22 protein-coding genes and 1 pseudogene are annotated in these 24,964 nt (G+C 48.9%); 18 read left to right on the plus strand and 5 right to left on the minus strand.

What is annotated here, in order from left to right; genetic code table 11:
* Window positions 1–21 precede the first annotated feature (21 nt).
* The 4 genes from hisS (at window position 22) to PGL02S_RS22130 (ending at window position 6,322) form a co-directional block, all read left to right on the plus strand.
* The gene (gene hisS, locus PGL02S_RS22115; RefSeq protein WP_036644829.1) at window positions 22–1,275 is read left to right on the plus strand and encodes a histidine--tRNA ligase; all 1,254 of its coding nucleotides are present in this window, start codon (window positions 22–24) and stop codon (window positions 1,273–1,275) included.
* Between the two features lie 47 nt (window positions 1,276–1,322).
* Window positions 1,323–3,098: an aspartate--tRNA ligase gene (gene aspS / locus PGL02S_RS22120; RefSeq protein ID WP_036644828.1), complete on the plus strand. Its 1,776-nt coding sequence runs from the start codon at window positions 1,323–1,325 to the stop codon at window positions 3,096–3,098.
* 35 nt (window positions 3,099–3,133) lie between these two features.
* Window positions 3,134–3,889, plus strand: a complete 756-nt coding sequence (locus tag PGL02S_RS22125) for a tRNA threonylcarbamoyladenosine dehydratase (protein WP_006208854.1) — start codon at window positions 3,134–3,136, stop codon at window positions 3,887–3,889.
* Window positions 3,890–4,144: 255 nt separating this feature from the next.
* Window positions 4,145–6,322, plus strand: coding sequence for a HelD family protein (locus tag PGL02S_RS22130; protein WP_036644826.1), 2,178 nt, complete (start codon window positions 4,145–4,147; stop codon window positions 6,320–6,322).
* Between the two features lie 110 nt (window positions 6,323–6,432).
* Here PGL02S_RS22130 and PGL02S_RS28900 read toward each other — a convergent pair whose 3' ends face one another.
* On the minus strand, window positions 6,433–6,564 hold the full coding sequence (locus tag PGL02S_RS28900) for a hypothetical protein (RefSeq protein WP_255308661.1): 132 nt from the start codon (window positions 6,562–6,564) through the stop codon (window positions 6,433–6,435).
* Between the two features lie 242 nt (window positions 6,565–6,806).
* On the opposite strand from PGL02S_RS28900, the gene PGL02S_RS22135 reads away from it, so the two are divergent.
* From PGL02S_RS22135 to nrdG, 4 genes are all read left to right on the plus strand, one after another.
* Complete coding sequence (locus PGL02S_RS22135) at window positions 6,807–8,114, plus strand: replication-associated recombination protein A (RefSeq protein ID WP_036644823.1); 1,308 nt, start codon at window positions 6,807–6,809, stop codon at window positions 8,112–8,114.
* A gap of 54 nt (window positions 8,115–8,168) precedes the next feature.
* Window positions 8,169–8,705 carry a PCYCGC motif-containing (lipo)protein gene (locus PGL02S_RS22140; protein ID WP_036644821.1) on the plus strand — a complete coding sequence of 179 codons (537 nt, stop codon included), beginning with the start codon at window positions 8,169–8,171 and terminating at the stop codon, window positions 8,703–8,705.
* Between the two features lie 278 nt (window positions 8,706–8,983).
* On the plus strand, window positions 8,984–11,212 hold the full coding sequence (locus PGL02S_RS22145) for an anaerobic ribonucleoside triphosphate reductase (protein ID WP_081742881.1): 2,229 nt from the start codon (window positions 8,984–8,986) through the stop codon (window positions 11,210–11,212).
* Window positions 11,209–11,712 carry an anaerobic ribonucleoside-triphosphate reductase activating protein gene (gene nrdG / locus PGL02S_RS22150; protein WP_036644818.1) on the plus strand — a complete coding sequence of 168 codons (504 nt, stop codon included), beginning with the start codon at window positions 11,209–11,211 and terminating at the stop codon, window positions 11,710–11,712. Before PGL02S_RS22145 ends, nrdG begins: the two co-directional genes overlap by 4 nt.
* A gap of 88 nt (window positions 11,713–11,800) precedes the next feature.
* Here nrdG and mnmA read toward each other — a convergent pair whose 3' ends face one another.
* Window positions 11,801–12,910, minus strand: coding sequence for a tRNA 2-thiouridine(34) synthase MnmA (mnmA, locus tag PGL02S_RS22155; protein ID WP_172963981.1), 1,110 nt, complete (start codon window positions 12,908–12,910; stop codon window positions 11,801–11,803).
* A 302-nt stretch (window positions 12,911–13,212) separates the two neighbouring features.
* On the opposite strand from mnmA, the gene cymR reads away from it, so the two are divergent.
* Window positions 13,213–13,632 (plus strand): cysteine metabolism transcriptional regulator CymR, encoded by a 420-nt coding sequence (gene cymR / locus PGL02S_RS22160; RefSeq protein ID WP_006208860.1) that lies wholly within the window; start codon window positions 13,213–13,215, stop codon window positions 13,630–13,632.
* Window positions 13,633–13,930: 298 nt separating this feature from the next.
* Here cymR and PGL02S_RS22165 read toward each other — a convergent pair.
* The 3 genes and pseudogenes from PGL02S_RS22165 to PGL02S_RS22170 all read right to left on the minus strand — a co-directional run.
* Window positions 13,931–14,818: pseudogene (locus PGL02S_RS22165) on the minus strand (IS3 family transposase); the annotation flags it as partial.
* The gene (locus PGL02S_RS29135; RefSeq protein ID WP_051449327.1) at window positions 14,758–15,111 is read right to left on the minus strand and encodes a transposase; all 354 of its coding nucleotides are present in this window, start codon (window positions 15,109–15,111) and stop codon (window positions 14,758–14,760) included. The gene PGL02S_RS29135 and the pseudogene PGL02S_RS22165, both read right to left, overlap by 61 nt.
* 589 nt (window positions 15,112–15,700) lie before the next feature.
* Window positions 15,701–16,564 (minus strand): hypothetical protein, encoded by an 864-nt coding sequence (locus tag PGL02S_RS22170; RefSeq protein WP_006208862.1) that lies wholly within the window; start codon window positions 16,562–16,564, stop codon window positions 15,701–15,703.
* A 511-nt stretch (window positions 16,565–17,075) separates the two neighbouring features.
* On the opposite strand from PGL02S_RS22170, the gene PGL02S_RS22180 reads away from it, so the two are divergent.
* The 9 genes from PGL02S_RS22180 to PGL02S_RS22220 all read left to right on the plus strand — a co-directional run bounded on the left by PGL02S_RS22180 (window position 17,076) and on the right by PGL02S_RS22220 (window position 24,904).
* Window positions 17,076–18,221, plus strand: coding sequence for a cysteine desulfurase family protein (locus tag PGL02S_RS22180; RefSeq protein ID WP_036642978.1), 1,146 nt, complete (start codon window positions 17,076–17,078; stop codon window positions 18,219–18,221).
* 141 nt (window positions 18,222–18,362) lie between these two features.
* Window positions 18,363–18,884: a PRC-barrel domain-containing protein gene (locus PGL02S_RS22185; protein ID WP_006208864.1), complete on the plus strand. Its 522-nt coding sequence runs from the start codon at window positions 18,363–18,365 to the stop codon at window positions 18,882–18,884.
* Between the two features lie 11 nt (window positions 18,885–18,895).
* Entirely contained in the window at window positions 18,896–19,105 is a 210-nt protein-coding gene (locus PGL02S_RS22190; RefSeq protein WP_006208865.1) for a hypothetical protein, read from the plus strand.
* Window positions 19,106–19,263: 158 nt separating this feature from the next.
* Window positions 19,264–20,331, plus strand: a complete 1,068-nt coding sequence (locus tag PGL02S_RS22195) for an AI-2E family transporter (RefSeq protein WP_006208866.1) — start codon at window positions 19,264–19,266, stop codon at window positions 20,329–20,331.
* A gap of 417 nt (window positions 20,332–20,748) precedes the next feature.
* Window positions 20,749–23,376 (plus strand): alanine--tRNA ligase, encoded by a 2,628-nt coding sequence (alaS, locus tag PGL02S_RS22200; protein WP_036642980.1) that lies wholly within the window; start codon window positions 20,749–20,751, stop codon window positions 23,374–23,376.
* A 210-nt stretch (window positions 23,377–23,586) separates the two neighbouring features.
* A complete protein-coding gene (locus PGL02S_RS22205; protein WP_006208869.1) occupies window positions 23,587–23,847 on the plus strand; it encodes an IreB family regulatory phosphoprotein in 261 nt (86 codons plus the stop codon).
* Window positions 23,848–23,859: 12 nt separating this feature from the next.
* Entirely contained in the window at window positions 23,860–24,273 is a 414-nt protein-coding gene (gene ruvX / locus PGL02S_RS22210) for a Holliday junction resolvase RuvX (protein ID WP_006208870.1), read from the plus strand.
* 17 nt (window positions 24,274–24,290) lie between these two features.
* Window positions 24,291–24,593: a DUF1292 domain-containing protein gene (locus tag PGL02S_RS22215; protein ID WP_006208871.1), complete on the plus strand. Its 303-nt coding sequence runs from the start codon at window positions 24,291–24,293 to the stop codon at window positions 24,591–24,593.
* Window positions 24,593–24,904, plus strand: a complete 312-nt coding sequence (locus tag PGL02S_RS22220; protein ID WP_006208872.1) for a DUF1292 domain-containing protein — start codon at window positions 24,593–24,595, stop codon at window positions 24,902–24,904. Before PGL02S_RS22215 ends, PGL02S_RS22220 begins: the two co-directional genes overlap by 1 nt.
* The last annotated feature ends 60 nt before the right edge of the window (window positions 24,905–24,964 follow it).

The raw sequence follows: 24,964 nt of genomic DNA on the forward strand, positions 1-24,964 counted from the left end.
AAAGGACGTGGAGGGATGAAGATGGCAAACGAGAAATTTGAAAAGCCGACTGGCACGCAGGACATACTTCCTGGAGCCGTCGAGAAATGGCAGTTTATCGAGGAGAAGGCACGGGATCTGTGCCGGAGATACAATTACCATGAAATTCGCACGCCGATGTTTGAGCAGACCGAACTGTTCAAACGCGGGGTAGGTGAAACCACCGATATCGTGGAGAAGGAAATGTACACATTCAAGGATAAAGGGGATCGCAGCATGACTCTGCGTCCTGAGGGAACAGCTGGCGTCGTTCGGGCTTATGTGCAAAACAAGCTCTATGGTGAACCTGACGTATCCAAATTGTACTACATCGGGCCGATGTTTCGTTATGAGCGGCCGCAGGCTGGCAGGTACCGTCAATTCCATCAGTTCGGGGTAGAGGTGTTCGGGACTGCGGAACCGGCCATTGACGCCGAAGTTATTGCACTCGGATACAGCTTCTACAAGGAGCTTGGGCTTAACGGAGTTAAAGCGGAGATTAACTCTGTAGGTACGCCAGAGGTTCGGGCGGCTTACCGAAACACACTTCTGGCCTTCCTGGAGCCGATGAAAGACAGCCTGTGCTCGGACTGCCAATCACGAATGGAGCGCAACCCGCTGCGTGTGCTGGATTGCAAGAAGGATCAAGGGAAGTTCGATGATGCTCCTTCGATCCTGGATAGCCTTGATGAGGAGTGCAGCACACACTTCGAGAAAGTAAAAGGATATCTGGATGCCATGGGCATTGAGTATGAGATCAATCCAAGACTCGTTCGGGGATTGGACTATTATACGCACACCGCATTTGAATTCAAAGCACAGGGGATCGGCGCAATTGACACGGTAGGCGGAGGCGGACGGTTTAATGGACTGGTTGATCAGATCGGTGGACCGGATCAGCCGGGTATCGGGTTCGGGATTGGTCTTGAGCGGATTCTATTGATCCTGGAGCATCAAGGCGTCAACCTGTCGGCTGCGAAGCCGCTGGATGTCTACCTGGTGGCGCTGGGCGAAGCGGCTGAGCGGGAAGTGGCAAAATTGATCTACGAGCTGCGCAGCAAGGGCGTATCTGCAGAACGGGATTATCTCGGCCGCAAAATGAAAGCCCAGATGAAATCTGCTGACCGTCTGCAGGCCAGATATGCCGCCATTTTGGGCGATGATGAACTGGCGCGCGGAGAAATCGCTCTGAAGTCGATGGAAACCGGCGAGCAGCGCATCGTGAAATTGGATAGTCTGGTTCAAGAGTTTGTTTAATCGTCGTGATTTAGCGACTTAATTATACTAAAGGGGAATGATAACCGATGAAAAGGACGCATCAATGCGGTCACCTGACAACCGCGCACATTGGAGAAAATGTAACACTGAACGGCTGGGTACAAACCCGCCGTGACTTGGGTGGAGTGCTGTTCATCGATCTTCGTGATCGCAGCGGCATTATGCAGATTGTATTCAATCCGGATTTCTCAGGCGAAGCTTTGGCAGTTGCCGACAAAGTTCGCAGCGAGTTTGTACTGGCTGTATCCGGTAAAGTCGTAAAGCGTGATCCTGAAACGTTCAACCCGAATCTGCCAACAGGCGAGATTGAAGTTCAAGTGACTAACATCGAAGTGCTGAACGCAGCAAAAACACCTCCGTTCTTCATCGAGGACGGTGTGGAGGTAGATGAGCAGCTTCGCCTGAAATACCGTTATCTGGACCTGCGTCGTCCGGAGATGCAGAAAACGCTGATGCTGCGCTCGAAAGCGTCAAAAATTTTCCGTGACTTCCTTGACGGGGAAGGCTTCGTGGATGTGGAAACACCTATTCTGACAAAGAGCACGCCGGAAGGCGCACGTGACTATCTTGTGCCAAGCCGCGTACATTCAGGCGAATTCTTTGCGCTTCCGCAATCCCCGCAAATTTACAAGCAGCTCCTCATGGTGAGCGGAATTGAGCGCTATTACCAAATTGCGCGCTGCTTCCGTGACGAAGACTTGCGGGCTGACCGTCAGCCGGAGTTCACCCAGGTCGACATTGAGACGTCCTTCCTGGAACGTGATGATCTGCTGACCATGATGGAGCAGCTGATGGTGAAGCTGTTCAAAGAAACCGTAGGTGTCGAGCTTGCAACGCCGTTCCAGCGTATCAGTCATGCTGAAGCCATGAGCAAATACGGCTCGGATAAGCCGGATCTTCGCTTCGGTCTGGAATTGATCGAAATGAACGATATCGTAGCAAACAGCGGTGTAAAAGTATTCTCTTCCGTCATCGAAAAGGGCGGCGAAGTGAAGTGTTTGAACGCTAAGGGCTGCGGTACTTGGACCCGTAAAGAGATTGACGATCTGGGACCGTATGCCGCCCGTTACGGAGCGAAGGGTCTTGCATGGATTCAAGTGAAGGAAGGCGAATTCAAAGGGCCTATCGTGAAGTTCTTCAGCGAAGAGGAGATTGAAGCCGTAAGAGAACGTACGGGAGCCGAAGATGGTGACTTGCTGCTGTTCTCCGCTGACAACAAAAAAGTGGTTGCGGATGTTCTCGGTGCACTCCGTCTGAAAATCGGACGTCAGCTTGGTTTGATTGACGATAACGAATACAAATTTGCTTGGGTGCTGGACTTCCCGCTGCTCAGCTATGACGAAGACGCGAAGCGTTATGTAGCCGAGCATCATCCGTTCACCCGTCCAAAACACGAAGATCTGGAGCTGCTGGACACGGACCCACTTGCCGTACGCGCGGAAGCCTATGATATCGTGTTGAACGGGTATGAAGTCGGTGGCGGTTCTATGCGGATCTATCAGCGAGAGATTCAGGAAAAAATGTTCGCCGCACTCGGACTGTCGCCGGAAGAGGCTCATGAGAAGTTCGGCTTCCTGCTGGACGCGTTTGAATACGGTACGCCTCCGCATGGCGGAATCGCCTTCGGTTTTGACCGTTTGGTCATGCTCCTTGCAGGGCGCACCAACCTGCGTGAAACGATTGCATTCCCGAAAACGGCCAGCGCAACGGATCTGTTGATGGATGCTCCTTCCCAAGTGGACGGTGGACAGCTGGAGCAGCTGCATATCAAACTTGCCAAGAAGCCGGGCGACGAGAAATAAGCCAGGTGTTCTCGATAAAGGAGGTTGCTTGAATTATGCTGCATCAGTTTTCCCGAACGGAATTAGCCATCGGCCCTGAGGGCCTTGAAGTGATGAAGAACAGTACGGTGGCTGTGCTCGGTATTGGCGGCGTGGGTTCCATCGCGGTGGAAGCCCTTGCCCGTACCGGGGTTGGCCGCATCATTCTGATCGATAAAGATGTGGTGGACATCACCAATATCAATCGTCAGATCCATGCGTTAACCACAACGGTGGGTCAGAAGAAAGCCGATCTGATGGTGGATCGGGTTAAACTGATCAATCCGGAGTGTGAAGCGATTGCGCTGAACATGTTCTACACCGAAGAGACGTATGAAGAGCTGTTCAAGTATGAGCTGGATTATGTGATCGATGCTTCGGACACGATTATTTATAAAGTGCATCTGATTAAGGAGTGCCTGCGGCGCGGCATTCCGATCATCTCCAGTATGGGTGCAGCCAACAAAATGGACCCAACGAAGTTCCAGGTAGCTGATATATCCAAAACTTCCATGGACCCGATTGCCCGAATTGTGCGCACGAAGCTGCGTAAAGACGGCATCAAAAAAGGGGTCAAGGTGGTATTCTCTCTAGAGGAGCCCATGAAACCCCGTAAGGACGTTACGGAGAAGATTGTGCCCGAGAATGCACCCGAGATTCGGAAGGCGAAACAGCCGCCGGCAAGCAATGCGTTTGTTCCTCCTGTAGCCGGTCTGATCATGGTTAGCGTAACCGTGAAAGAGCTGCTCGAAAAAGGCGGTGTATCCTTGTAAACGAGGCTTTTAGCAACAGCCGCAAAAATTTAAAAATATATAAAGACGCAGTATCCGAACAGGGGATGCTGCGTCTTTTGCTGCGATTGAAGGAATGCTTATGTAGCTGAACAAGCACTGCGTAATTCATGCGGCAGAGCTGTGCTAGTATATCCAGGCAAGTTGTGCTACAATGAAACTCCTTTTGTGTCGCGGTCATTTATAAAGCCAGAATTCCGATGCGAAAATAATATGTTTCTTAGGAGGTAACTGAAAGTGTCAGAATCTTTTCAAAGTGCCTATCAAGAAGAAGAGTCAAGGCTAAACGAGGTTATTGTCGAGATTGACCGTCAACTTGAGCGTTTGCGCGGCATTCCCGTATACACGGGTCATGATTTTACGGAGCAGGTGCTCGAAGCAGGACGGGAAGAGAAACGGCAAGCCCTCGCCAAAAGTTTGCCGGAGCCTTACTTCGGAAGGCTGGATTTTCAAGAAAACGGAAACGGAGCGAAGAAACCGCTCTACATTGGGAAGATAGGCTTCGATAAAGCAGATGCCGGGGATCATCCGATGGTGATTGACTGGCGCGCTCCTGTCGCGAGTCTTTTTTATTCGTTTACGGGCGGTGCCGATCCAGCATCATTCGAAGCACCCGAAGGAATCATCGAAGGTCTTGTGTATCTGAAACGCAACGTTGTAATCCGTAAGCAGATCCTGGAGCGGGTCTCCGACACGTACAATCGGGATAGCGGCGGACCCGCTGTATCCGATGAGTTCCTGGTCTACCGTCTCGGGGAAAACAAGGACAACCGGCTTCGGGATATCGTATCTACGATACAGGCCGAGCAGGACAAAATCATCCGGGCAGCGAAAAACACCGCCCTCATTATCCAAGGGGTTGCGGGAAGCGGCAAGACAACGGTAGCGCTGCACCGATTGGCTTATTTGCTCTATCAGTACAAGGAGCAGGTTACTGCGGAGAAAATGATTATTTTTGCGCCGAACCTGATGTTCCTGGATTACATATCCGATGTGCTGCCTGAGCTTGGGGTTGGCGACATTCAGCAGCGTACATTCGGCGACTGGGCTTCGGAGTTACTGGATATTCAGCTCTCCTCGGAAGATCATGCGCAGACGCTGAATCAATGGTTTGAGACAGAACCAGGGCAGGGAACGCCGGACATTGATGACAATGTCAGCGGCCGCTACAAAGGTTCACTAAGGCTAATGGAGCTTATCCGACGCTGTGTGGAATCGTTAGAAACCGAGGCGCTCCCTGTTGACGATTTCTCCCCATGGGATGGAGCCGTTCTAAAACAGGAGACGATATCCGAATGGTTCTACCAGGAATATAAGCCTTATCCGTTAGCGAAGCGCAAGGAACGGCTGCTGGCAAGATTACACCGCTGGGTAGAAATGGAGCTGAAGAAGTCCCCTTCGGCAGCCGTGATGAAAGAACGGAAGAAAAGGGCGGCTCAACGCGAAAAGGCTTATGGCAATCGATGGCCGAAGTTCGAGCCGGTTTCATTATATAAACAATTGTTCGGTGCGGCTAAAGCGGCCGGTACGTGGTTTGAAGAGCTGTCGGCCCTTATCCCGTCTGGCGTGCTTGCTGCAACGCGCAAAGATTTGAAGAAAAACGTGATCCGGGAAGAGGATCTCCCGGCACTGCTGTATTTCCACTGCCTGCTGAATGATATTTCCGGGGATCAGCGGTTTGACCATATCGTGATTGATGAAGCGCAGGATTTCTCTCCATTTCAGGTAGCCGTGCTGGACCTGTTCGTGAGAGGACATTCTTTCACGATATTAGGTGATTTATCGCAAGGTATCCATGCGTATCGTGGCGTTCATGCTTGGGAAGAGATGAGCTCCCTCTTCAAGGAAGAGGAGACGGCTTACTTTGCTCTGACGCGCAGCTATCGTTCCACGATGGAGATTATTGAATTTGCTAACGACATTCTGGAGAAGGGGGTCAGCAGTGACCTGCTGGCTGTACCCGTATTCCGAAGCGGCGATGCCGTCCGTCTTATACCATATGATTCAAAGGACTCCAGAACAGGTGACTTAGCACGGGCATTGGATACGCTCATCTCCAAAGAATACCGGACCGTTGCGATACTTACCCGCACCTTACGGGAAGCGAAAGATTTACATGAGCAATTAAGTCCCGATTGGCCCGACCTGAACCTGATAGATGGCAACAAAGGAACCTATCAGGGCGGCTATTCCATTCTCCCTGTGTATTTGTCCAAAGGGCTGGAGTTTGATGCCGTTGTCGTGGCGGATGCGGATGCGGCACATTATGCGGAGAAAGCTTGGGATGCCAAGCTAATGTATGTGGGCTGCACCCGGGCATTGCATGAGCTGTGGCTGCTGCATGGAGAGCCGCTGCCTTCCTATGTCATGACGGAAACGTCAGAGATTACTGTCAATGGTTGGCCTGTGGAGTAATGATGTAACATCACGGATGTTAGGGTGATCGAAATTAACAGAAAAAAAGCCTCTTTGGGGTGATACATGCATGCTTCATGTGCTCATCCCGACGAGGCTTTTTGCTGCGCTTATCCAAGCATTTGGTAGGAGGAACCCAACTGATCGATAAATCGAATCAAAGTCCAAACGATGAGAATAGAGAAAGCGGCAAGCAGCAGGATGATCAGAGTTATTTTCTTTCGTACAGGTTTACGGTTCATTTCATATCCTCCGGTCGTGGTTGATTCTAATCATACGTTGCTTAATCTTAAACGCTTTTGAAAGATAAAAGTTTGACTTTTTGTCAAAGCAAGCAGATATTCATCGGTGTTACCAGATCAACAAATTATGAAGTCATTGCCTTCCACAGGCACAGTTAAATCGAATATGATATGATAGAGCGTGACGGATTTTATTAAAACCGGCTTAGGATTGCATTGATATCAGACAAGGAAGTGTAGCAATGGATTTATTCAGTATCGGGCGTGAAGGGGACCGGGATTCCCGGCTGCTGGCCGATCGCATGCGCCCTTCGTCGCTTGATGAATATATAGGACAAGAACATATTATTGGACCGGGCAAGCTGCTTAGGCGGGCCATTGAGGCGGATCAGGTTTCCTCCATATTGCTGTATGGCCCGCCGGGTTGCGGCAAAACAACCCTCGCCCATATCATATCCCAGCAAACCAAGGGACATTTCGTTCGCCTTAATGCGGTGGAGGCGTCCGTTAAGGACGTTAGGGAAGTCATTGAGCAGGCTCAGAGCAACCGCAGTCTGTATGGGACCAAAACGATACTGTTCCTGGATGAGGTTCATCGCTTTAACAGTTCCAGGCAGGATGCGCTGCTGCCCGCCGTTGAGAACGGCACGATTATATTTATCGGTGCTACGACCGAGAACCCCTACCACTATGTGAATGGGGCCTTGATGAGCCGATCGACCTTATTCCAGCTTCAGCCGCTGACCAAGGAGCATTCCATGATTGCAATGCAGCGTGCTCTGGCAGATCAAGACAAAGGCCTCGGATTTATGGATCTCAGAGCGGAAGAGGAAGCGCTGGATCACATTGCAACCATGGCGAACGGCGATATCCGGCGCGCGCTGAATGCGCTGGAGCTGGCAGCCATGACTACGCCTCCGGATGCCAGCGGTACGATCCATATTACGCTGGATGTTGCGGAGGAATCGATTCGCAGGCCCATCGTGCGTGCCGATGAGTCCACACAGTATGATGTGCTGTCAGCCTTTCATAAGAGCATTCGGGGGTCCAGTGATGCGGCACTGTTCTGGTTTTTGTACGCGGTTGAAAAGCTCGGGATGGATCCGATGGTTTTCATTCGGCGTTTGATTGCCGCCAGCAGTGAGGATATCGGCTTAGCCAACCCGCAAGCGATGGTGCAGGCGGTAAGTGCGCTGGATGCGTACCGGAATAACGGTTGGCCGGAAGCGAAACTGAATATCGCCCAGGCGATTCTGTTTGCAGTGGAGAGCCCGAAATCGGACAGCGTTGTATCCGCCATCTCCCGTGCCATGTCGGCCATGGATGAGGTGAAATCAGCAGAGGTTCCGCTTCATCTGCGTGATACACATTATCAGGGAGCCGTGAAATTGGGACATATCGGCTACAAATACCCGCATGATTATCCAGGCCATTACGTGAAGCAGGATTATTTACCGAAGGAGCTCTCCCGCAGGGTGTTTTATCAGGCAACCGAGCAGGGGAACGAATCGAAGATCGCCCACAATCAGAGACTACGACGCGAAGAATAGCGGAACGGCTGAGCAACAGCCCTGCGACCGCTAGTTAATTGGAGGATAAAAGTGATGAGAACAGGGAAACAACGGTTTGTCATCCTGCTGCTGTCTGTTGGCATTTTGCTCAGCGGCTGTTCGGGAAAAAGCGTCCAGGAGCAGGTCACAAATGGGCAGGCTGCGGAAGCGGCGCATGAGCATGGGCACCAGACTCAGCTGACGAACGGGGATATTCAGGAGGCGACGGCTTCCATTGACGAGCTGCCTGATTTTTTGAAGAATCAGACCAGTGAACTTCAAACGATTTATGCGCTGTCTGCACAAGTGAGTGATGTGCTGAAATATATTCCTTGCTATTGCGGGTGCGGGGAAAGTGCCGGTCATGAGAGTAACTTGAACTGTTTTATCGATGAGATTCAAGAGGATGGGACCGTGGTATGGGATGATCATGGTACCCGCTGCGGAGTGTGCCTGGACATCGCCGTAGAATCTGCAAAAATGAGCAGCGAGGGCATGAGTTTGACGGATATCCGGACTGCCATCGACGAGAAATACAGCACCGGTTATGCCAAACCGACGCCAACTCCAATGCCGCCAGCTGCAAGCTGATCGGTTACTGGAATGAAGGAATGAAAATTCAGAAGATGCCGCTTGCGATTCATGAATCGTAGGCGGCATCTTTTTCGTTCGCCGGATTTACTTGGGCAAGCTGGCTGCCCAGGATTTGGGCGGTCTTCTTTCTCATTTGTCATTTTCCCTGCATGACTCTCTCCTGAACCGTGATCTATATCACAGCGCCAAACTATATATAGATGTAAATTTGTTTAACAAAACTATATATAGTGTGATAGTGATCTTGATCTATCTATAAGGAGTTGACCGAATTCATGAAAGTCATGAAGAGAGACGGATGCCTGGTGAATTTTGAGATGAGCCGGATTGTGAAGGCGGTGGATAAAGCATTTATAGCGGTAGAGGGTGCTTCCCGGGAGCAAGCTGCGTTAGAGATTGGCGTTCGGGCAGCCCATATAGCGGCGGGAATGGATCAGGTGACGGTGGAGGAGATTCAGGACATCGTGGTTGAACATTTGCAGAGCAGCGGTTATACAGAGGTAGCCGCGGCCTATCAGCAATACAGGGAAATCCGTGACCTGGAGCGGGTGCGCCGGGGGGAGCTGTATAAAATCAGCAGGGATGTGATTGGGGTAGCCAATCTCGATCTGCTGCGGGAGAATGCAAATCTGAACGGGGATTCCTTCAGCGGAAAAATGAGCCGTATCGGCTCCGAATATGCCAAGTGGATGGCAAGTCATTTCGTTCTCCCGGCGGAGCTTATGAGAGCTGTCAAGGACGGTTATGTATATGTGCATGATCTGGATCAGTATGCGCTCGGAACGACGAACTGTATATTCATCCCATTCAATCGTCTTTTGGAGCGGGGCTTTAATACCGGAAACGGATCCGTCCGGCCGCCGCAGAGTATTATGACGGCAATGGCGCTGGTAGCCATTATTTTTCAATCCCAGCAAAACAGTCAGTTCGGCGGTGTTTCGGGCAGTAAAATCGATTGGGATCTGGCACCGTATGTCGGTAAATCCTTTCGCCGGCATTTTCGCAAGGGTGTGGCCTATCTGGAGGAGGCAGCACAGAGAACATCGATGGCAGGTATTCTTCCGGACAATGAATTATACATAGACAATGAGCAGCTGAAGGAAACATACCCTCGAACTTACCGATACGCCTACAATGAGACGGTGAATGAAGTGAAGCAGGCTGCGGAATCCTTGATCCATAATTTGAATACGATGAGCAGCCGGGCAGGCGGTCAGATTCCCTTCACTTCGCTGAACTACGGCATGTGTACGTCCACCGAAGGGCGTCTGGTGTCCCATGCCCTGCTTGACGCCACGATGAGGGGACTTGGCGGGGGAGAGACGCCGATTTTTCCACAGCATATATTTCAGTGCAAGCAAGGGGTCAATCAAAGGGAAGGAGATCCCAATTATGACCTGTTCCTGAAAGCTGTAGAATGCTCCAGCCGCAGGCTGTACCCGAATTTTGTCAATGTGGACGCATCGTTTAACCTTGCCTACTACAGCCCGGACGATCCGGATACAATCATTGCCACCATGGGGTGCCGAACAAGGACGATTGCAGACCGTTTTGGGCGAAATCGCCTGAGTGGAAAAGGCAATTTGTCCTTCAACACCATTAATCTGGTCAGGCTTGGCATTGAGCATGGAATACTCGAAGGGAAGCGGGACTTACCGGATCTGACCCACTTCTTCAAGCAGCTGGATCATTATATGGTCATTGCGGTGGAGGGGCTGATTCATCGTTATGAGCTGCAAGCGGATCAACCGGCTAAAGCATCTGATTTTATGATGCGGGAAGGCGTGTGGGAAGGCGGCGAAGTGTTGTCACCGGAGGACAAGGTGCGGGATTTGATCAAACACGGCACCCTTGCGCTTGGATTTATCGGGCTGGCTGAATGCCTGAAGGCGTTAACCGGACAGCATCACGGGGAGGATGAGACCAGCCACCGGCTGGGGGTTGAGATCATAAGGCATATGCGGCAGTTTTGCGATGAGGCCAGTGAAAGATACAATCTGAACATCTCCTTGTTTGCAACACCTGCAGAGGGGTTATCCGGAAAATTCACGAAGCTGGATCGCCATACCTTCGGCGTGATCAAGGGGGTAACCGATCGCGAGTATTACACCAATTCCTTTCATGTTCCGGTTTACCATCCGATGGCAGCCTATCGAAAAATCCGCTCGGAAGCACCCTTTCACGAGCTGTGTAATGCAGGAGCCATTTCGTATGTAGAGCTGGATGGGAATGCGAGACAGAATACGGCTGCTTTTCGGGAGATCGTGCAGTTTGCCTTGCAGCAGAATATCGGGTATTTCTCTGTTAATCACCCTGTCGATCGGTGCCCGGCATGCAATTATGAGGGGATTATCGGGAGCGCTTGCCCCGGGTGTGGTGCTTCGGAAGCAGATGAGAACTTCCAGCGGCTGCGCAGGGTAACGGGGTATTTAACCGGCAATTATACCGAGCGCTTCAATTCCGCCAAACAGGCTGAGGTCAGGGACCGGGTGAAACATCTGTGAATGTGTGCGGATATTTGCCTGAGAGCATCAATGAAGGAGCCGGGCTTCGGGCCGTTCTTTTTGTCAGCGGGTGCCGTCATGCCTGCGAAGGATGTTTTAATGCGGCTTCCTGGGATTTTGAAGCAGGGGAACCGTTTGCAGAAGCGATGTCCATGAGAATACTCCAAGATATGTTGGATAATCCTTTACTGGATGGCTTGACCTTATGTGGCGGGGACCCGTTCTTCTCTCCGGAGGAATGCAGTGCGTTTCTGTACAGCTTCAGGAAGCTGTGTCCCGGGAAAAATGTATGGGCTTATACGGGATTCACCTTTGAAGCATTGATGAGGCAGCCGAAGCGGCGTGAATTGGCTTTGCTGTGCGACGTGATCGTGGATGGCAAATTTCAAATGGAGCTGAGAGATGTCTCCCTTCCTTTCAGAGGCAGCTCGAATCAGCGATTAATTGATGTAGCGGCCAGCGTGGAGCATGGAGACGTTGTGGAATGGGTTCTCCGATAATATTTCTTCTTATATAAAAAGAGCACACACTTCTCGGAACGGAAACCTTCCGGGTGAAGTGTGTGCTCTTCAAGTTTAAACCAGCCGATCAATAAGGCACTTTATCCGCCGTTTCGATCGTTCCACCGCCGATGCACTCATCCCCTTGATAGAAGACGACGGCTTGTCCAGGCGTGATTGCCTTTTGCGGCTTGGCAAAAGCAACATGAACGGTTCCGTCTTCGCGCGGGGTTATGGTTACTTCCTGATCGGGCTGACGGTAACGGAATTTGGCTGTGCAGGTGTAGGCGTCTTTGGGCATAGCGTCTTGACCTGCAATCCAGTTGATTCCGGAGGCAGCGAGTCCGGTTGAATACAAACTCGGATGATCGCCTTGAACTACGTAAAGAATATTGTTAGTCAAATCCTTATCGGCAACAAACCATGGCTCTCCGTTGCCGGAACCGCCGATTCCCAGACCCTGGCGTTGTCCCAGCGTGTAATACATCAAACCGTCATGACGGCCCTTCACTTCGCCGGTTACAATGTCTACCATATCCCCGGACTGAGCGGGGAGGTATTGTCCAAGAAACTCTTTGAAATTCCGTTCTCCGATGAAGCAGACGCCGGTGCTGTCTTTTTTCTTGGCGGTATACAGTCCTGCTTCCTCTGCGAGACGGCGAACTTCCGGCTTAGGCAGATGCCCGATGGGGAACATCGCTCTGGAGAGCTGCTCCTGGCTCAGTGCATTGAGGAAATAGGTTTGATCCTTGTTGCTGTCGACACCACGCAGCAAACGGTATTGTCCGTTTTCTTCGATGACACGGGCATAATGGCCGGTGGCCACATAATCGGCTCCCAGATCCATTGCCTTGTTCAGAAATTCACCGAATTTGATTTCACGGTTGCACATGACATCGGGGTTCGGTGTTCTCCCGGCTTTATATTCATCAAGAAAATAGGAAAATACTTTATCAAAGTATTCCTTCTCGAAATTGACGGTATAGTAGGGAATGTCGAGCTGCTCGCACACGCGGCGCACGTCTTCAGCGTCCGCTTCGGCTGTGCAGTAGCCAAGCTCATCGGTGTCATCCCAGTTTTTCATAAAGATGCCGATCACTTCATAGCCCTGCTGCTTGAGCAGGAGCGCTGTTACGGAGGAGTCGACTCCTCCTGACATGCCGACAACGATACGAGTGTTATGATTTTCATTTGCCATCGTTATCACCATTTTCATATTGAATTATGCCCATGGACGTATTTTAACATATTGGAACAAGGTTCACACGCTTCATTTTGTCCACTCAGGGTGAACATTTTTTGGTTTTCCAGCTGGAATATTACCCATTGAGGTTCAGGATATGTTACCATAAGCTGAGGGTAATGATCGGAATACGGAGAAAAACACAGAATTCGGTGTATCCTTCGCTGTGCGAGCCGTATGATCGCTTCACCCAACCACCTACAATTTATGTACAGGATGAACACAATATACAAATTACCGAAAGAGGTGTCACCCCCTTGAAGATATCAACTAAAGGAAGATACGGATTAACGATTATGATGGAGCTGGCTGCCAAGTTTGGCGAAGGCCCAACCTCACTGAAGAGCATTGCCGAGAAGAACCAGCTTTCCGAGCATTACCTGGAGCAATTGATTGCACCGCTTCGGAATGCAGGTTTGGTCAAAAGCATTCGCGGCGCGTACGGAGGATATATCCTTTCTCGCGACCCGGCTACCATCACGGCGGGTGATGTGATTCGCGTGCTGGAAGGCCCGATATCCCCTGTGGATTTTACGGAAGAGGACGATCCGGCGAAGCGGGATCTATGGCTGCGCATCCGCGACAGCATTGCTGAAGTTCTGGATTCCACAACACTCGATTACCTGATCAACTATCATGAACAGTCTGCTGCAGACAATTACATGTTCTACATTTGACAGGGATTTGAAATCCCGACTATTCAAAGGGATTGAGAGTTATTGAGGAAAAGCGTTACCCACAAGTTACCCACAACACTTAGTTTTTAAGGCCCATTCAAAATCATCTGCAATTTTTAACTGACGATTTTGGGTGACATGTAGATAGATAAGTGTTAAGAATCCCTTTACGCAGGAGTAGCGGTATCTTCCTCAGGTCCTGCCCTTTGTATTGCAGGATATCGAATACCACATAAGCACATAAAAAATAAAGACCCTATGTTGGTCATACCCCTGTCAAGTAGACAGGTGAAAAAGACTAAGCAGCCAGCGCGTGTCGGTACTCAATCGGCGCGCGCTGTTTAAGTTTTGCCTGAAAACGCTGGTAGTTGTAAAAGTAGATATAATCTTCAACGGCTTGATGTAACTCTTCTTCTGATTTACACTGAAGGAGGTACAACTTTTCTGTTTTGAGATGCGAAAAAAAGGATTCGATGCATGCATTATCTAGGCAGGTTGCTTTGCGAGAGTGGCTGCCTTTAATGCTGAATTCTTTTAACCGTGTGTTGTACGCCTGAGACGTGTATTGGAAGCCCTGATCCGAATGGAGCACGGCTTCTGAGACGTCTTTTTTTCTTATCCACTGCTCGACGGTATCGAGTACAAGTTCCAGATCGTTACGTCTAGAAATCTGCCAAGCTACAATCTCATTATTAAACAAATCTTGAATCACGGACAAATAATAAAAGTGTGTTCCGTCAGAGATATAGGTAATATCCGTCACCATTTTTTGTCCCGGGGCAGTAGCATGAAATTGCCGTTTGAGTCGGTTAGGGTACACCACGGATGGTGTATAACTAGATAATTTTCGTTTCTTTCGAATCACAGACTGAATCGACAGCTCTTTCATCAAACGCCATACCTTTTTGTGATTCACACGGTAACCAGCTTCCCACAAAGCCGTTACCATTCGAGGATAACCGAAATATGGATGAGCCAAGTGAGTAGCCATCATGTGTTCTTTGATCTCTTGATCCAGGCCTTCTTTTTGGCTACTACGATAAAGGCGCATTGACCGCCACTTGTAGTAACTGGCTCTAGGCACTCCCACAATAGCTAACAACCTTGTAACGCCGTGTTGGTCCCTCAATTCTTCGATGATTTCATAGTTTTGCTGTCGACTAAGGCTGTCTCCTTTAACAGATTGGGATACCGCTTTTTTAAATAATCTACCTGCGCTTTTAGATAATCTCGTTCTTCTTCGATACTTGAGAACGTCGTGCGAGGGCGTCCTTTCATGGGACCACCAGAGCCTTTACGCGTATCGAATACCTCTCCATCTCGATATTTTCTCACCCACGTTTTAAGTTGTGTACAACTTCGTATTCCCAGCTTGTCTGCTACAGCTTGATAGCTCATCGATCCCTCGAGGTAGCATTGAACTGCTCTTAATTTGAACTCCTCCGTATACGATTGAAAAACTTGTCCCTTTTTAGCCATAAAAATACCCCCTCCAAGTTCGCTCGATTCTCATGATAACATGAGGCTTTTTTCGAGTGTCTACTTTGAGGGGATAATACCAATGTTGGGTCTTTATTTTTTATGATTCATTTTTCACGAAAATTCTAGTAAGTATTATACCACTCAGTATTCCGAATATTATATTAACGTGTAATTTCATAAAGATGTTTGTGAAAAATGAGGGTTCAATATCTATAAAGAATGCGGGGAGCATTGCTAAAAATAATGAGACTAGAAAAGGAAATATTAATGAATAGTGTATGCTTATTTTCTTTTTTACAAGCTTAATGACATTTGACCAATCGAAAACAATACCTAGACAAAGACTGAGCAAAATAATTTTCAAACGCTCCATATTTGCTGCAGGGGACAGCTCATTAATATATTTGTTCATGGATACGTAGGAATGATCAATAGCGAGTAAAATAAAAAACATTACTACTCCGACAACAAGGAATGTGATGATTTTCCTCAATTTTATTTAACCCCTCCTTACGAATGAAATAAAAAAGCACCTCGGAAATCATTGTATGATTTCCGAGGAAAAGAGTTCATGAAGGTTGATATCTTAGTTGGTTGAATATATTCCTAACTTATTTTGCTTAAATACCTCATCTTGGACTTTATTCCATTCATCAGCTTTACCCGACCAGATTTCTCTACCTGACTCATCGTTTACTGTTACTTTTGGATTGATCGGTTTGGCTTGTCCTGATTCAATCGCTAAATCTAATTGTTTTCGTTCTTCTTTAATGTTCAATAATTCAGCATCTGGAAGATCGTTAGCATTGTTTTTTTCTGCTGAGAGTCTGCTACCAGTTTCCAGATACATACTTGATTTGCTCCCGATTTGTGCGTCCATTGCAAACAAGCCTGAGGCCGTCCATCCATTTAGAAATGTCCAATTCTCATTTCCATGAGCAAGCATTAGATTGCTGATTGAAGTATTTGATGTCCCCGTCCAGTTATAATCTACCCAAGCGTTTACACTTTGACCAGGGTTTATGAAATCACCGGTGTTATTATCTCCAAAAGTATACCGGTAAGTACTGGTAGTTCCACTAACAGAAATATTTACACTCCATGTTGATGCATCTGAATCATTTCCGCTAGAAGCGTACATGTTTTTAAACTGCAAATGAGTGTTTGGAAGTCCTATCCAGTGACTAGGGACAATCCCTCCACGACTTGTGTTCTCCATTGTGAAAAGTGTTGAAATAGTTTTTCCATTGCTTAAACCAACAGTGGGGGATAACAAAAATTGTGTTGTAGCATCGCCTCCCGAGCCACTTGCTCTGTACACATCAGTAGAGCTATTGTAGATAATTGAAACTGTTGAATCTGGATACGTAGTTGATGCGGAGGTGGCTATTGGGAACGAGAGACACATTACCATGGCAAGGGTAGTGATAATTGACTTCTTTTTCTTCAATGTAATTCCTCCTTATCTATAAGTTGCATAAACTTTACCAAATATTCCTTATACTCATCAAAGAGAGTGAAGAGAAATAAGCTCTTATATCCGCTGAATAACTAGATTAGACTTTGAATAACTCCAAATAACTGGAAATTCAATTATTCACCAAGTTAACAGGTATTGTCGTACTGATCCACACGTTTAGTCGAGAAATCAAGTTGTCCATGCCTGAGGGAGAATGGCATTGGATTAAGATCGACGAGATTGTTTCGGCAAATTGATCAAAAAGAAATCGAAAAGAAAAAAGGACTCCAGTTCTTAGCGGCGGAGTCCTTTTTCATTGCACCTCAATAAATATTAGTACCCACACCTCAACCACAAAAAGCTTGTAGGTTGTTGTTTGTCTTTATAGATTGTACTATTATAGAAGACGCTAAAATCTTGAATCTGAAAGGGTTGTTGTAGAATGAACTTTAGTCTTGTAGATCCTGTCAGATATATGTTGTACATTTAAGGGTGACCTATTATGAAATCGATATATCTGGATCATGCCGCATCAACTCCGGTGCACCCGGAAGTTGCCCAGCGGATGATGAATGTGATGACAGGCCAATACGGCAACGCTTCAAGCGTCCATGCCTTTGGACGAGAAGCGAAGAAGATTGTAAGCGGGGCGCGTGATCAAATCGCGGCCCTTTTAGGATGCCAGTCGGACGAGCTGGTGTTTACCGCAGGCGGAACCGAAAGCGATAATCTGGCTATTTTGGGAATGCTGGAATCGCTCGGAACAAAGGGCAAACACGTCATTACATCAGCGATCGAGCACCATGCAGTGCTTCATACATGCCATGAGCTGGAACGGCAGGGCTGTGAGGTGACCTATGTCCCTGTAGACAGTACAGGGCGTGTGTCCGTGGAGGACATTGTCGGCGCGATCAAAGACAACACGGTGCTTGTGACGATTATGTACGGTAATAATGAAGTAGGCACTGTTCAACCGATTGCTGAGATCGGCGAGGTATGCCGCAGCCGGGGAATTGTGTTCCACAGTGATGCTGTGCAAGCTCTGGGCTCAGAGGCAATCTCATGCCGCGACCTGCCGGTGGATATGTGGAGCTTCTCCGCTCACAAAATCAACGGGCCGCAGGGCGTTGGGGCTTTGGTTGTCCGCAGAGGACTCAGTGTATCCCCACGCCTGTTCGGAGGGCTGCAGGAGAAGAAACGTCGTGCCGGAACCGAGAATATGGCTGGAATAGCCGGTTTTGCAGCGGCTGTGGAATTGGCCGTGAGAAACATGGAGCAGCGTATTCAGCATTACAGCGGGCTGAGATCAACCCTGCTTCAGGGTCTTCGTCAGGAGATTGGCGAGGATTCTTTTGTGATCAACGGAAACCTGGATCATTACCTACCTCACATCCTAAATATCAGCTTTCCTGGTTCCAACACGGAGTCTATGCTGATGAACCTCGATATGGAAGGGATTGCGGCAGCAAGCGGCTCAGCCTGCACGTCGGGATCTCTGGAAGTATCCCATGTACTCCAATCCATGAAACTTTCTGACCCTGTTTTGCGCTCTGCGATTCGTTTTAGTTTCGGTTTGGGTAATACTACTCAAGAAATGGAGTACACTGCCCAAAAAATTGGAACCATCCTTAATCGGTTACGTAAATAGATGTTAAGGGATTTCTCCTTCTAAGGAAAAGGGGGTATGCGTTCGTCCATTTCATCCTTTGAGATTGGCCGTTAGTCGGATGTCGTTTTGACCGGCGGTTGATTTTAAACCCATGGAGGATGAGGAGGTGTCCACCGTATTATGAAACTTCAAGAAATGATTGGACTGGCTGTATTCGACGTGGAGAACGGTAAGGAAATCGGCAAAATCCACGATTTTATACTAGATGAGAACTGGTTGATCACCGGATTGGAACTGGACGGCAAGGCTTTGTTTTCCACTCATGTGAAAAGCGTCTCATGGGAAGATATTGTAGCCTATGGGGAAGATGCCGTCATGATTCGCAACCAGGAGGCTGTCCGAAAGCTGGGCGCCAATGATATACCGCTTACGTACCTGTTGGGCAAGCGCAAACTGAAAGAGATGCAGGTCTTGACCGAGGATGGAATCCTGCTTGGACGTATATCGGATGTTTATTTTGAGCAGGAACAGGGCAATACAATACTAGGGTTAGAAATATCTGATGGATTTGTATCGGATTTGATCGAAGGTCGCAAATGGCTGCCTTGCACAGCGGAAATGGCTATCGGCGAGAGTGCCGTCATGGTACCCCCGATGAGCGAACAGCGTCTGGAAAAAGCCATTAATTCTGTGAACGGATAGGGTGAGGTAGGATGAAATGTCCAAACTGTAGTTCCAAAGATATCGGAAAGATTGGCTCCCACCAGTTTTATTGCTGGGGTTGCTTTATCGAATTGACAGTCAACGGAGAGAAAATGTCAGTATACCAAGTAGAAGAGGACGGCACGCTCAGCTCGCTGGATGACCTGTTCTTCGGCGATGAAATGCAGCCGGATTTCCCTCAAATACACGCGTCCTCTTAAAGTGCGCGTACATATTACAAGATAAACGACTCCTTGCCAAAGGCCGATGCGGCTGTATAGCAGGAGTCTTTTTTCATGTCCGCTGCTGGAAATCTTAGTTTATTTCTGGAAGCTTGTACATATACTACAGGATAGCTTGCGAAAAAGGAGGGTACCCTGTGGAACAGCTGACGGAGAGCAAGTGGTTTCGATTATTGGTATGGTTGATGCTTGGATTGATCTCTCTTTACTTTGTCTGGCTGCTGCGTCCGCTGTTTCTGGATGTCTATCGATTTCTCAAGGCTGTTCTGGCACCATTTCTGGTTGCCATGATCATATCTTATGTGCTCAATCCGGTTGTATGCATGCTCTCCGACCGCAAAGTTCCCCGCAGCATGGCCGTGCTGATCATTTATGCCGTCTTTCTGACCTCGCTCGCGGTCATTCTGATTAATATGATTCCGATGCTGATTCGGCAGCTGGAAGAGCTTAATGAGCATCTGCCCGAATTAACAATGAATGCTCAAAGTCTCATGACCAATCTGGATAGCAGGCTGCTGCCGCCTGGGGTTCGCACGGGGATGAACAGCTGGTTCTTTCAGATGGAATCGAGGCTCGCTGGCGGCATCACGGCTTTTATGGACAATATCGGCAACACCATCAACATCCTGTTTAATGTATTGATTGTTCCGTTCCTGATCTTTTACATATTAAAAGATTTTGAGGTGTTCCAGCGAACCGCCGTATCGTATCTGCCCCGGAGTCATCGCAAATCAATTGTCATGCTGCTTAAGGAGATCGACACGGCGCTTGGGAATTATGTCCGCGGGCAGTTTCTGGTGTGCTTGATCATCGGCGTTCTGGCTTACGTGGGGTATATTATCGTGGGCATGCCTTACGCACTGCTGCTGGCCAGCATCGTGGCGGTGTTCAACATCATTCCGTATTTAGGCCCTTTTCTCGGCGCGGCTCCTGCGCTTGTGATGGCATCCACCATTTCATGGAAGATGGTGCTGCTAGTGGTGGTTGTGAATATGATCTGTCAGACGCTGGAGAGCAACGTCATTTCACCCCAAGTGGTGGGAAAAAAGCTGCATATGCATCCACTGTTGATCATTTTTGCCCTGTTAGTCGGGGGGCAGTTGGCAGGAACAGTGGGCTTGATTTTGGCTGTGCCCGTTTTTGCTGTCATCAAAGTGCTGCTGCAGCATTTTTTTGCCTATTATGTAAGAAGGAAATCAGGCTGATTGCTCCAATTCAGACTTGCCATGCTCCTGCATTGACAGATAGATTCACCCTAGATATACTTGAAATGTTAGATCCATAACCGTACAAATCGATGAGAAAATCAAGTAGGCTTAGAGTACCTTGCTCAGAGAACAGGTTCCTTACGGGCAATCATCCGTCTGGCTGCGAGAACCTGGAAGTGTCCCAAGCTGAACAGCTAATTTTTGAGTGTGAGTCAAATTCACCGGCTGGCCCCCGTTATCAAGCTGCAACAAGGCGATCGTCACGTGCTTCTCCAGGGAACAGTCTGGAGCTGAAATGGGCGATAACCAGGGTGGTACCGCGAGAACATCGTCCCTGAATTATTTCAGGGGCGTTTTTTGTGTTTGGATGCAAGACAATCCGATCCCTATATTACGACTGGAGGATGTGTAGAGATGAAAGCTAGTGAAATCCGTTCCAAATGGCTGGAGTTTTTTGCTGAGAAAGGCCACAATATTGAACCGAGTGCATCGCTTGTACCGCATAATGACCCGTCCCTGCTCTGGATTAATGCAGGTATGGCTCCGCTCAAGCCTTACTTTGACGGGCGCGTGAAGCCTGAGAATCCGAGAATCGCAAACTCGCAAAAATGTATTCGTACCAACGATATTGAGAATGTCGGCAAGACGCGCCGTCACCATACGTTTTTTGAAATGCTGGGCAACTTCTCCATCGGAGACTATTTTAAAGAAGAAGTTATCACGTGGGCCTGGGAATTTTTGACCGACAAGAAGTGGATCGGATTCGATCCCGAGAAGCTTTCTGTCACTGTTTATCCCGAAGACGAAGAAGCATTTAAATTGTGGAATGAAAAAATAGGTCTGCCGGAGAGCCGCATCATTAAGCTGCAGGATAACTTTTGGGAGATTGGCGAAGGTCCTTGCGGCCCTTGTACCGAAATTTTCTATGACCGTGGCGAAGAATACGGCAAGGGCACTCCGGAATCGGAGATGTTTCCTGGCGGAGAGAATGAACGCTGGCTTGAAGTGTGGAACCTGGTATTCACCCAGTTCAACCTGAACAAGGACGGCAGTTATACGCCGCTTCCCAACAAAAATATTGATACGGGCGCCGGTCTGGAGCGCTTTGCATCCATTCTGCAAAATGTAGACTCCAACTTCGACACCGATTTGTTCCAGCCTATTATTCAGAGAACGGCGGAACTGGCTGGCGTGAAATATAATGATTCTCCTGAGTATGATGTGGCCCTGAAGGTTATTGCCGACCATATTCGCACGGTTGTGTTTGCCGTAGGTGATGGCGTGTTGCCTTCGAATGAAGGACGCGGTTACGTGATCCGCCGTTTGCTCCGTCGTGCGGTGCGTTATGGCAAGGTGCTGGGGCTGGACAAACCGTTCATGTACACCTTGACTGAAACCGTGGGCGATATTATGGGAGTGTACTACCCGGAGGTCGTGGAGAAACGCGCATTCATTGAGAAGGTGGTTGCGACGGAAGAGGAACAGTTCCACAAAACGCTTTCGGATGGGCTCGGCATCTTGGCGGAGGTCAGCGCTGAAGCCAAAAAGCAGGGAAAATCGGTGATCAGCGGCAGCGACGCATTCAAATTGTATGATACCTATGGCTTCCCGTTTGATTTGACGGAAGATTATGCTTCTGAGAACGGTTTGACCGTGGACCGCGAAGGCTTTGACGCCGCGATGAAGGAACAGCGCGATCGTGCGCGTGCAGCCCGTCATGAGACGGAAAGCATGAAGATACAAGGTGGCGTTCTTTCCGATTATACGGTTAAAAGTGAATTTGTTGGATATAATGACACCGTTCGCGAGGCGAAAGTACTCGCCATCGTGTCCGATGACAGTTTTGCCGACAGCGTGAGCGAAGGCCAGACCTGTCAAGTCATTCTGGATGCTACGCCGTTCTATGCCGAAAGCGGCGGTCAGGTGAGCGATCAGGGTGTTTTGGAGGGCGGATCTGTCCGTGCCCGAGTCGAAGGTCTCTTCAAGGCTCCTCATGGACAGCATGTACACTTTGTAACTGTAGAACTCGGCGAGCTTAAAGTGGGCGATACCGTGACAGCGCAGGTGAATGCCTCCATGCGCAATGATATCGTCAAGAACCATACGGCGACTCACCTTCTGCACAAAGCGTTAAAAGAAGTGTTGGGCGATCATGTGAACCAGGCAGGTTCCCTGGTTGAGCCGCAGCGTCTGCGTTTTGACTTCTCCCATTTTGGCAGCATCACGCAAGAGGAGCTTGGCGATATTGAGCGCCGGGTTAATGAGCAGGTATGGAAGAGCATCCCGGTTGTCATCGAACGCAAGGGCATTGACGAAGCGAAAGCAATGGGCGCCATGGCTTTGTTCGGAGAGAAGTACGGCGACATCGTCCGAGTGGTTCAAGTCGGCGATTACAGCATCGAGCTGTGCGGCGGATGTCATGTGGGGAATACGTCCCAGATCGGAATCTTTAAGCTGCTGGGCGAGAGCGGGATCGGATCGGGCGTACGCCGGATTGAGGCGGTAACGGGCCGCTATGCTTACGAGCATCTGGAGGAACAGTTGGATCTGCTCAAACAAGCCGCCGGCCTGCTGAAGAGCAATCTTACGGATGTGCCGAAGCGGATTGAGGGCCTGAATCAACAAGTGAAGGATCTTGCCCGCGAGAACGAGTCCCTGCAAGGCAAGCTGGGGGCCATTGAGGCCAGCCAATTGACCGATAAAGTGAAGCAGGTTGGAAATACGCCTCTGCTTGCTGTGGAAGTACAGGCAGGCAGCATGGACGGACTTCGGGGTATCGCCGACGAATTGAAAGGCAAATTGCCGGATGCCATTCTGGTACTCGGTTCCAAGGCAGATGACAAGGTGAATTTTGTTGTAGCTGTTCCGCAGGATCTGGTGAAAAAGGGCTACCATGCAGGCAAGCTCGTTAAGGAAGTGGCTTCGGTATGCGGCGGTGGTGGTGGCGGCCGTCCGGATATGGCGCAAGCCGGAGGCAAGGATGCTTCCAAGCTTGCCCAAGCGCTGCAGCACGCAGAGGAACTTGTGGCCAAGGGCGTATAACCTTTCTTGTCCAGATTGTGTACAGCAAACCGGAATCAATATTTTTGCTGTACACAATCCTGAATTTTTTGGAACACTTCCTAAATATTTCGCTTTGGATTTCCGTAGAGACTTAGGGTTATGTTATGATATAACTAGATCAAGCTGGTAAATATTTATTCGACGAAGCATGGTAAATCATGTTCTTTGAAGAAGCGAGGTGTGTCACACATGGACTCCATGGATAAGACAGTCAAGTTCAATGTAAAAGGTGATGAGAAGGAGGCTTCCGCCCAGGACATTCTACTTTCGGTATATGATTCGCTGGTAGAGAAGGAGTACAATCCGATTAACCAAATCGTAGGGTATCTTTTGTCCGGGGATCCAGCTTATATACCTCGGCACAATAATGCCAGAAGTTTGATCCGGAAGAAAGAGCGAGATGAATTGATTGAAGAACTGGTCCGGTTCTATTTAGCCAGTCACCGTTAGGAGTACACAGGGATGAAGAAAATCATGGGATTAGATTACGGGGACCGCAGAATCGGTGTTGCCATAAGCGATGTGTTCGGATGGACGGCCCAAGGGGTTGAAGTTATCGAACGCCGCCGTGATGAAGGTGAGCTGGTCAGGATTGCCACACTCGTCAAAGAGAACGAGGTCGGTGAGGTTGTAGTCGGCTTGCCTAAAAATATGAATGGCACGATTGGTCCACGGGGCGAAATCTGCATGGAATTCGCAAATACATTGCGAGAGTCCCTATCCTTGCCCGTTCACCTTTGGGATGAACGGCTATCAACAGTATCCGCTGAAAGGACATTGCTTGAAGCCGATGTCAGCCGAAAGAAGCGAAAACAGGTTGTAGATAAGATGGCGGCAAGCTTGATTTTGCAAAACTACTTGGATTCTAAAAGGTAAAGGTGAGGGTGATAACAATGGCTAATGAGCATATTGGTATGGAAGAAGAACCGGAAATTATTTATATTCCTGATGATGAAGGCAACGAGGAAGAATTCGAAGTCATCATGAAATTCGAGGTTGATGGCTCGGATGCTAAATATATGATGGTTGTACCAAGAGAGTCCGCAGACGAAGAAACAGACGAGGTCTACGCCTTCCGTTATGAGGAAGATGGAGAAGATCTGAAATTGTTTATGATTGAAGACGATGAAGAATGGGCCATTGTTGAGGAAACCTTCAATACGCTCGTGGATGAGCTGGACGGGAGAGACGAATGATGACTGATTTTTCGGTTGAAAATATCGTATGGACCCAAGTACTTAAGGAAGCATTCGGTGAGAGTGTGGAGCTTGAGGACGACAAAGGCCATATCGAGGTATATGATATTGCCGCCGAATTTGAAGTGGATGGCCAAGGATATGCCATTCTGGTTCAGCCGGACCGTACGGATGAGGAGTACGAGGTGCTTCGTATCGTAAAGGATGCGGATGGCGGATTGGAACTCTCAACCATCGATGATGACGAGGAATGGGAGAACGTATCGGAGCTGTACGATGAGCTGACGTTTCCCGAGGGAGACGAGGATTAATTGTTCTCGTAAGAGGCACGTGCTTACGTTTTCAAATGAAAGTTCAGGAAGGGGCGGAGC

The organism is Paenibacillus glucanolyticus NBRC 15330, assembly GCF_004000885.1.
In the GTDB taxonomy this organism is placed as follows: Bacteria; Bacillota; Bacilli; order Paenibacillales; family Paenibacillaceae; genus Paenibacillus_AQ; species Paenibacillus_AQ glucanolyticus.

What these genes read in the sequence shown, in the direction of transcription:
- hisS (WP_036644829.1), top strand. Translation starts at nt 22, where the DNA reads ATGGCAAACGAGAAATTTGAAAAGCCGACTGGCACGCAGGACATACTT.
- aspS (WP_036644828.1), top strand. Translation starts at nt 1,323, where the DNA reads ATGAAAAGGACGCATCAATGCGGTCACCTGACAACCGCGCACATTGGA.
- PGL02S_RS22125 (WP_006208854.1), top strand. Translation starts at nt 3,134, where the DNA reads ATGCTGCATCAGTTTTCCCGAACGGAATTAGCCATCGGCCCTGAGGGC.
- PGL02S_RS28900 (WP_255308661.1), bottom strand. Translation starts at nt 6,564, where the DNA reads ATGAACCGTAAACCTGTACGAAAGAAAATAACTCTGATCATCCTGCTG.
- PGL02S_RS22135 (WP_036644823.1), top strand. Translation starts at nt 6,807, where the DNA reads ATGGATTTATTCAGTATCGGGCGTGAAGGGGACCGGGATTCCCGGCTG.
- PGL02S_RS22140 (WP_036644821.1), top strand. Translation starts at nt 8,169, where the DNA reads ATGAGAACAGGGAAACAACGGTTTGTCATCCTGCTGCTGTCTGTTGGC.
- PGL02S_RS22145 (WP_081742881.1), top strand. Translation starts at nt 8,984, where the DNA reads ATGAAAGTCATGAAGAGAGACGGATGCCTGGTGAATTTTGAGATGAGC.
- mnmA (WP_172963981.1), bottom strand. Translation starts at nt 12,910, where the DNA reads ATGGCAAATGAAAATCATAACACTCGTATCGTTGTCGGCATGTCAGGA.
- PGL02S_RS29135 (WP_051449327.1), bottom strand. Translation starts at nt 15,111, where the DNA reads ATGGCTAAAAAGGGACAAGTTTTTCAATCGTATACGGAGGAGTTCAAA.
- PGL02S_RS22180 (WP_036642978.1), top strand. Translation starts at nt 17,076, where the DNA reads ATGAAATCGATATATCTGGATCATGCCGCATCAACTCCGGTGCACCCG.
- PGL02S_RS22185 (WP_006208864.1), top strand. Translation starts at nt 18,363, where the DNA reads ATGAAACTTCAAGAAATGATTGGACTGGCTGTATTCGACGTGGAGAAC.
- PGL02S_RS22190 (WP_006208865.1), top strand. Translation starts at nt 18,896, where the DNA reads ATGAAATGTCCAAACTGTAGTTCCAAAGATATCGGAAAGATTGGCTCC.
- alaS (WP_036642980.1), top strand. Translation starts at nt 20,749, where the DNA reads ATGAAAGCTAGTGAAATCCGTTCCAAATGGCTGGAGTTTTTTGCTGAG.
- PGL02S_RS22205 (WP_006208869.1), top strand. Translation starts at nt 23,587, where the DNA reads ATGGACTCCATGGATAAGACAGTCAAGTTCAATGTAAAAGGTGATGAG.
- ruvX (WP_006208870.1), top strand. Translation starts at nt 23,860, where the DNA reads ATGAAGAAAATCATGGGATTAGATTACGGGGACCGCAGAATCGGTGTT.
- PGL02S_RS22215 (WP_006208871.1), top strand. Translation starts at nt 24,291, where the DNA reads ATGGCTAATGAGCATATTGGTATGGAAGAAGAACCGGAAATTATTTAT.
- PGL02S_RS22220 (WP_006208872.1), top strand. Translation starts at nt 24,593, where the DNA reads ATGACTGATTTTTCGGTTGAAAATATCGTATGGACCCAAGTACTTAAG.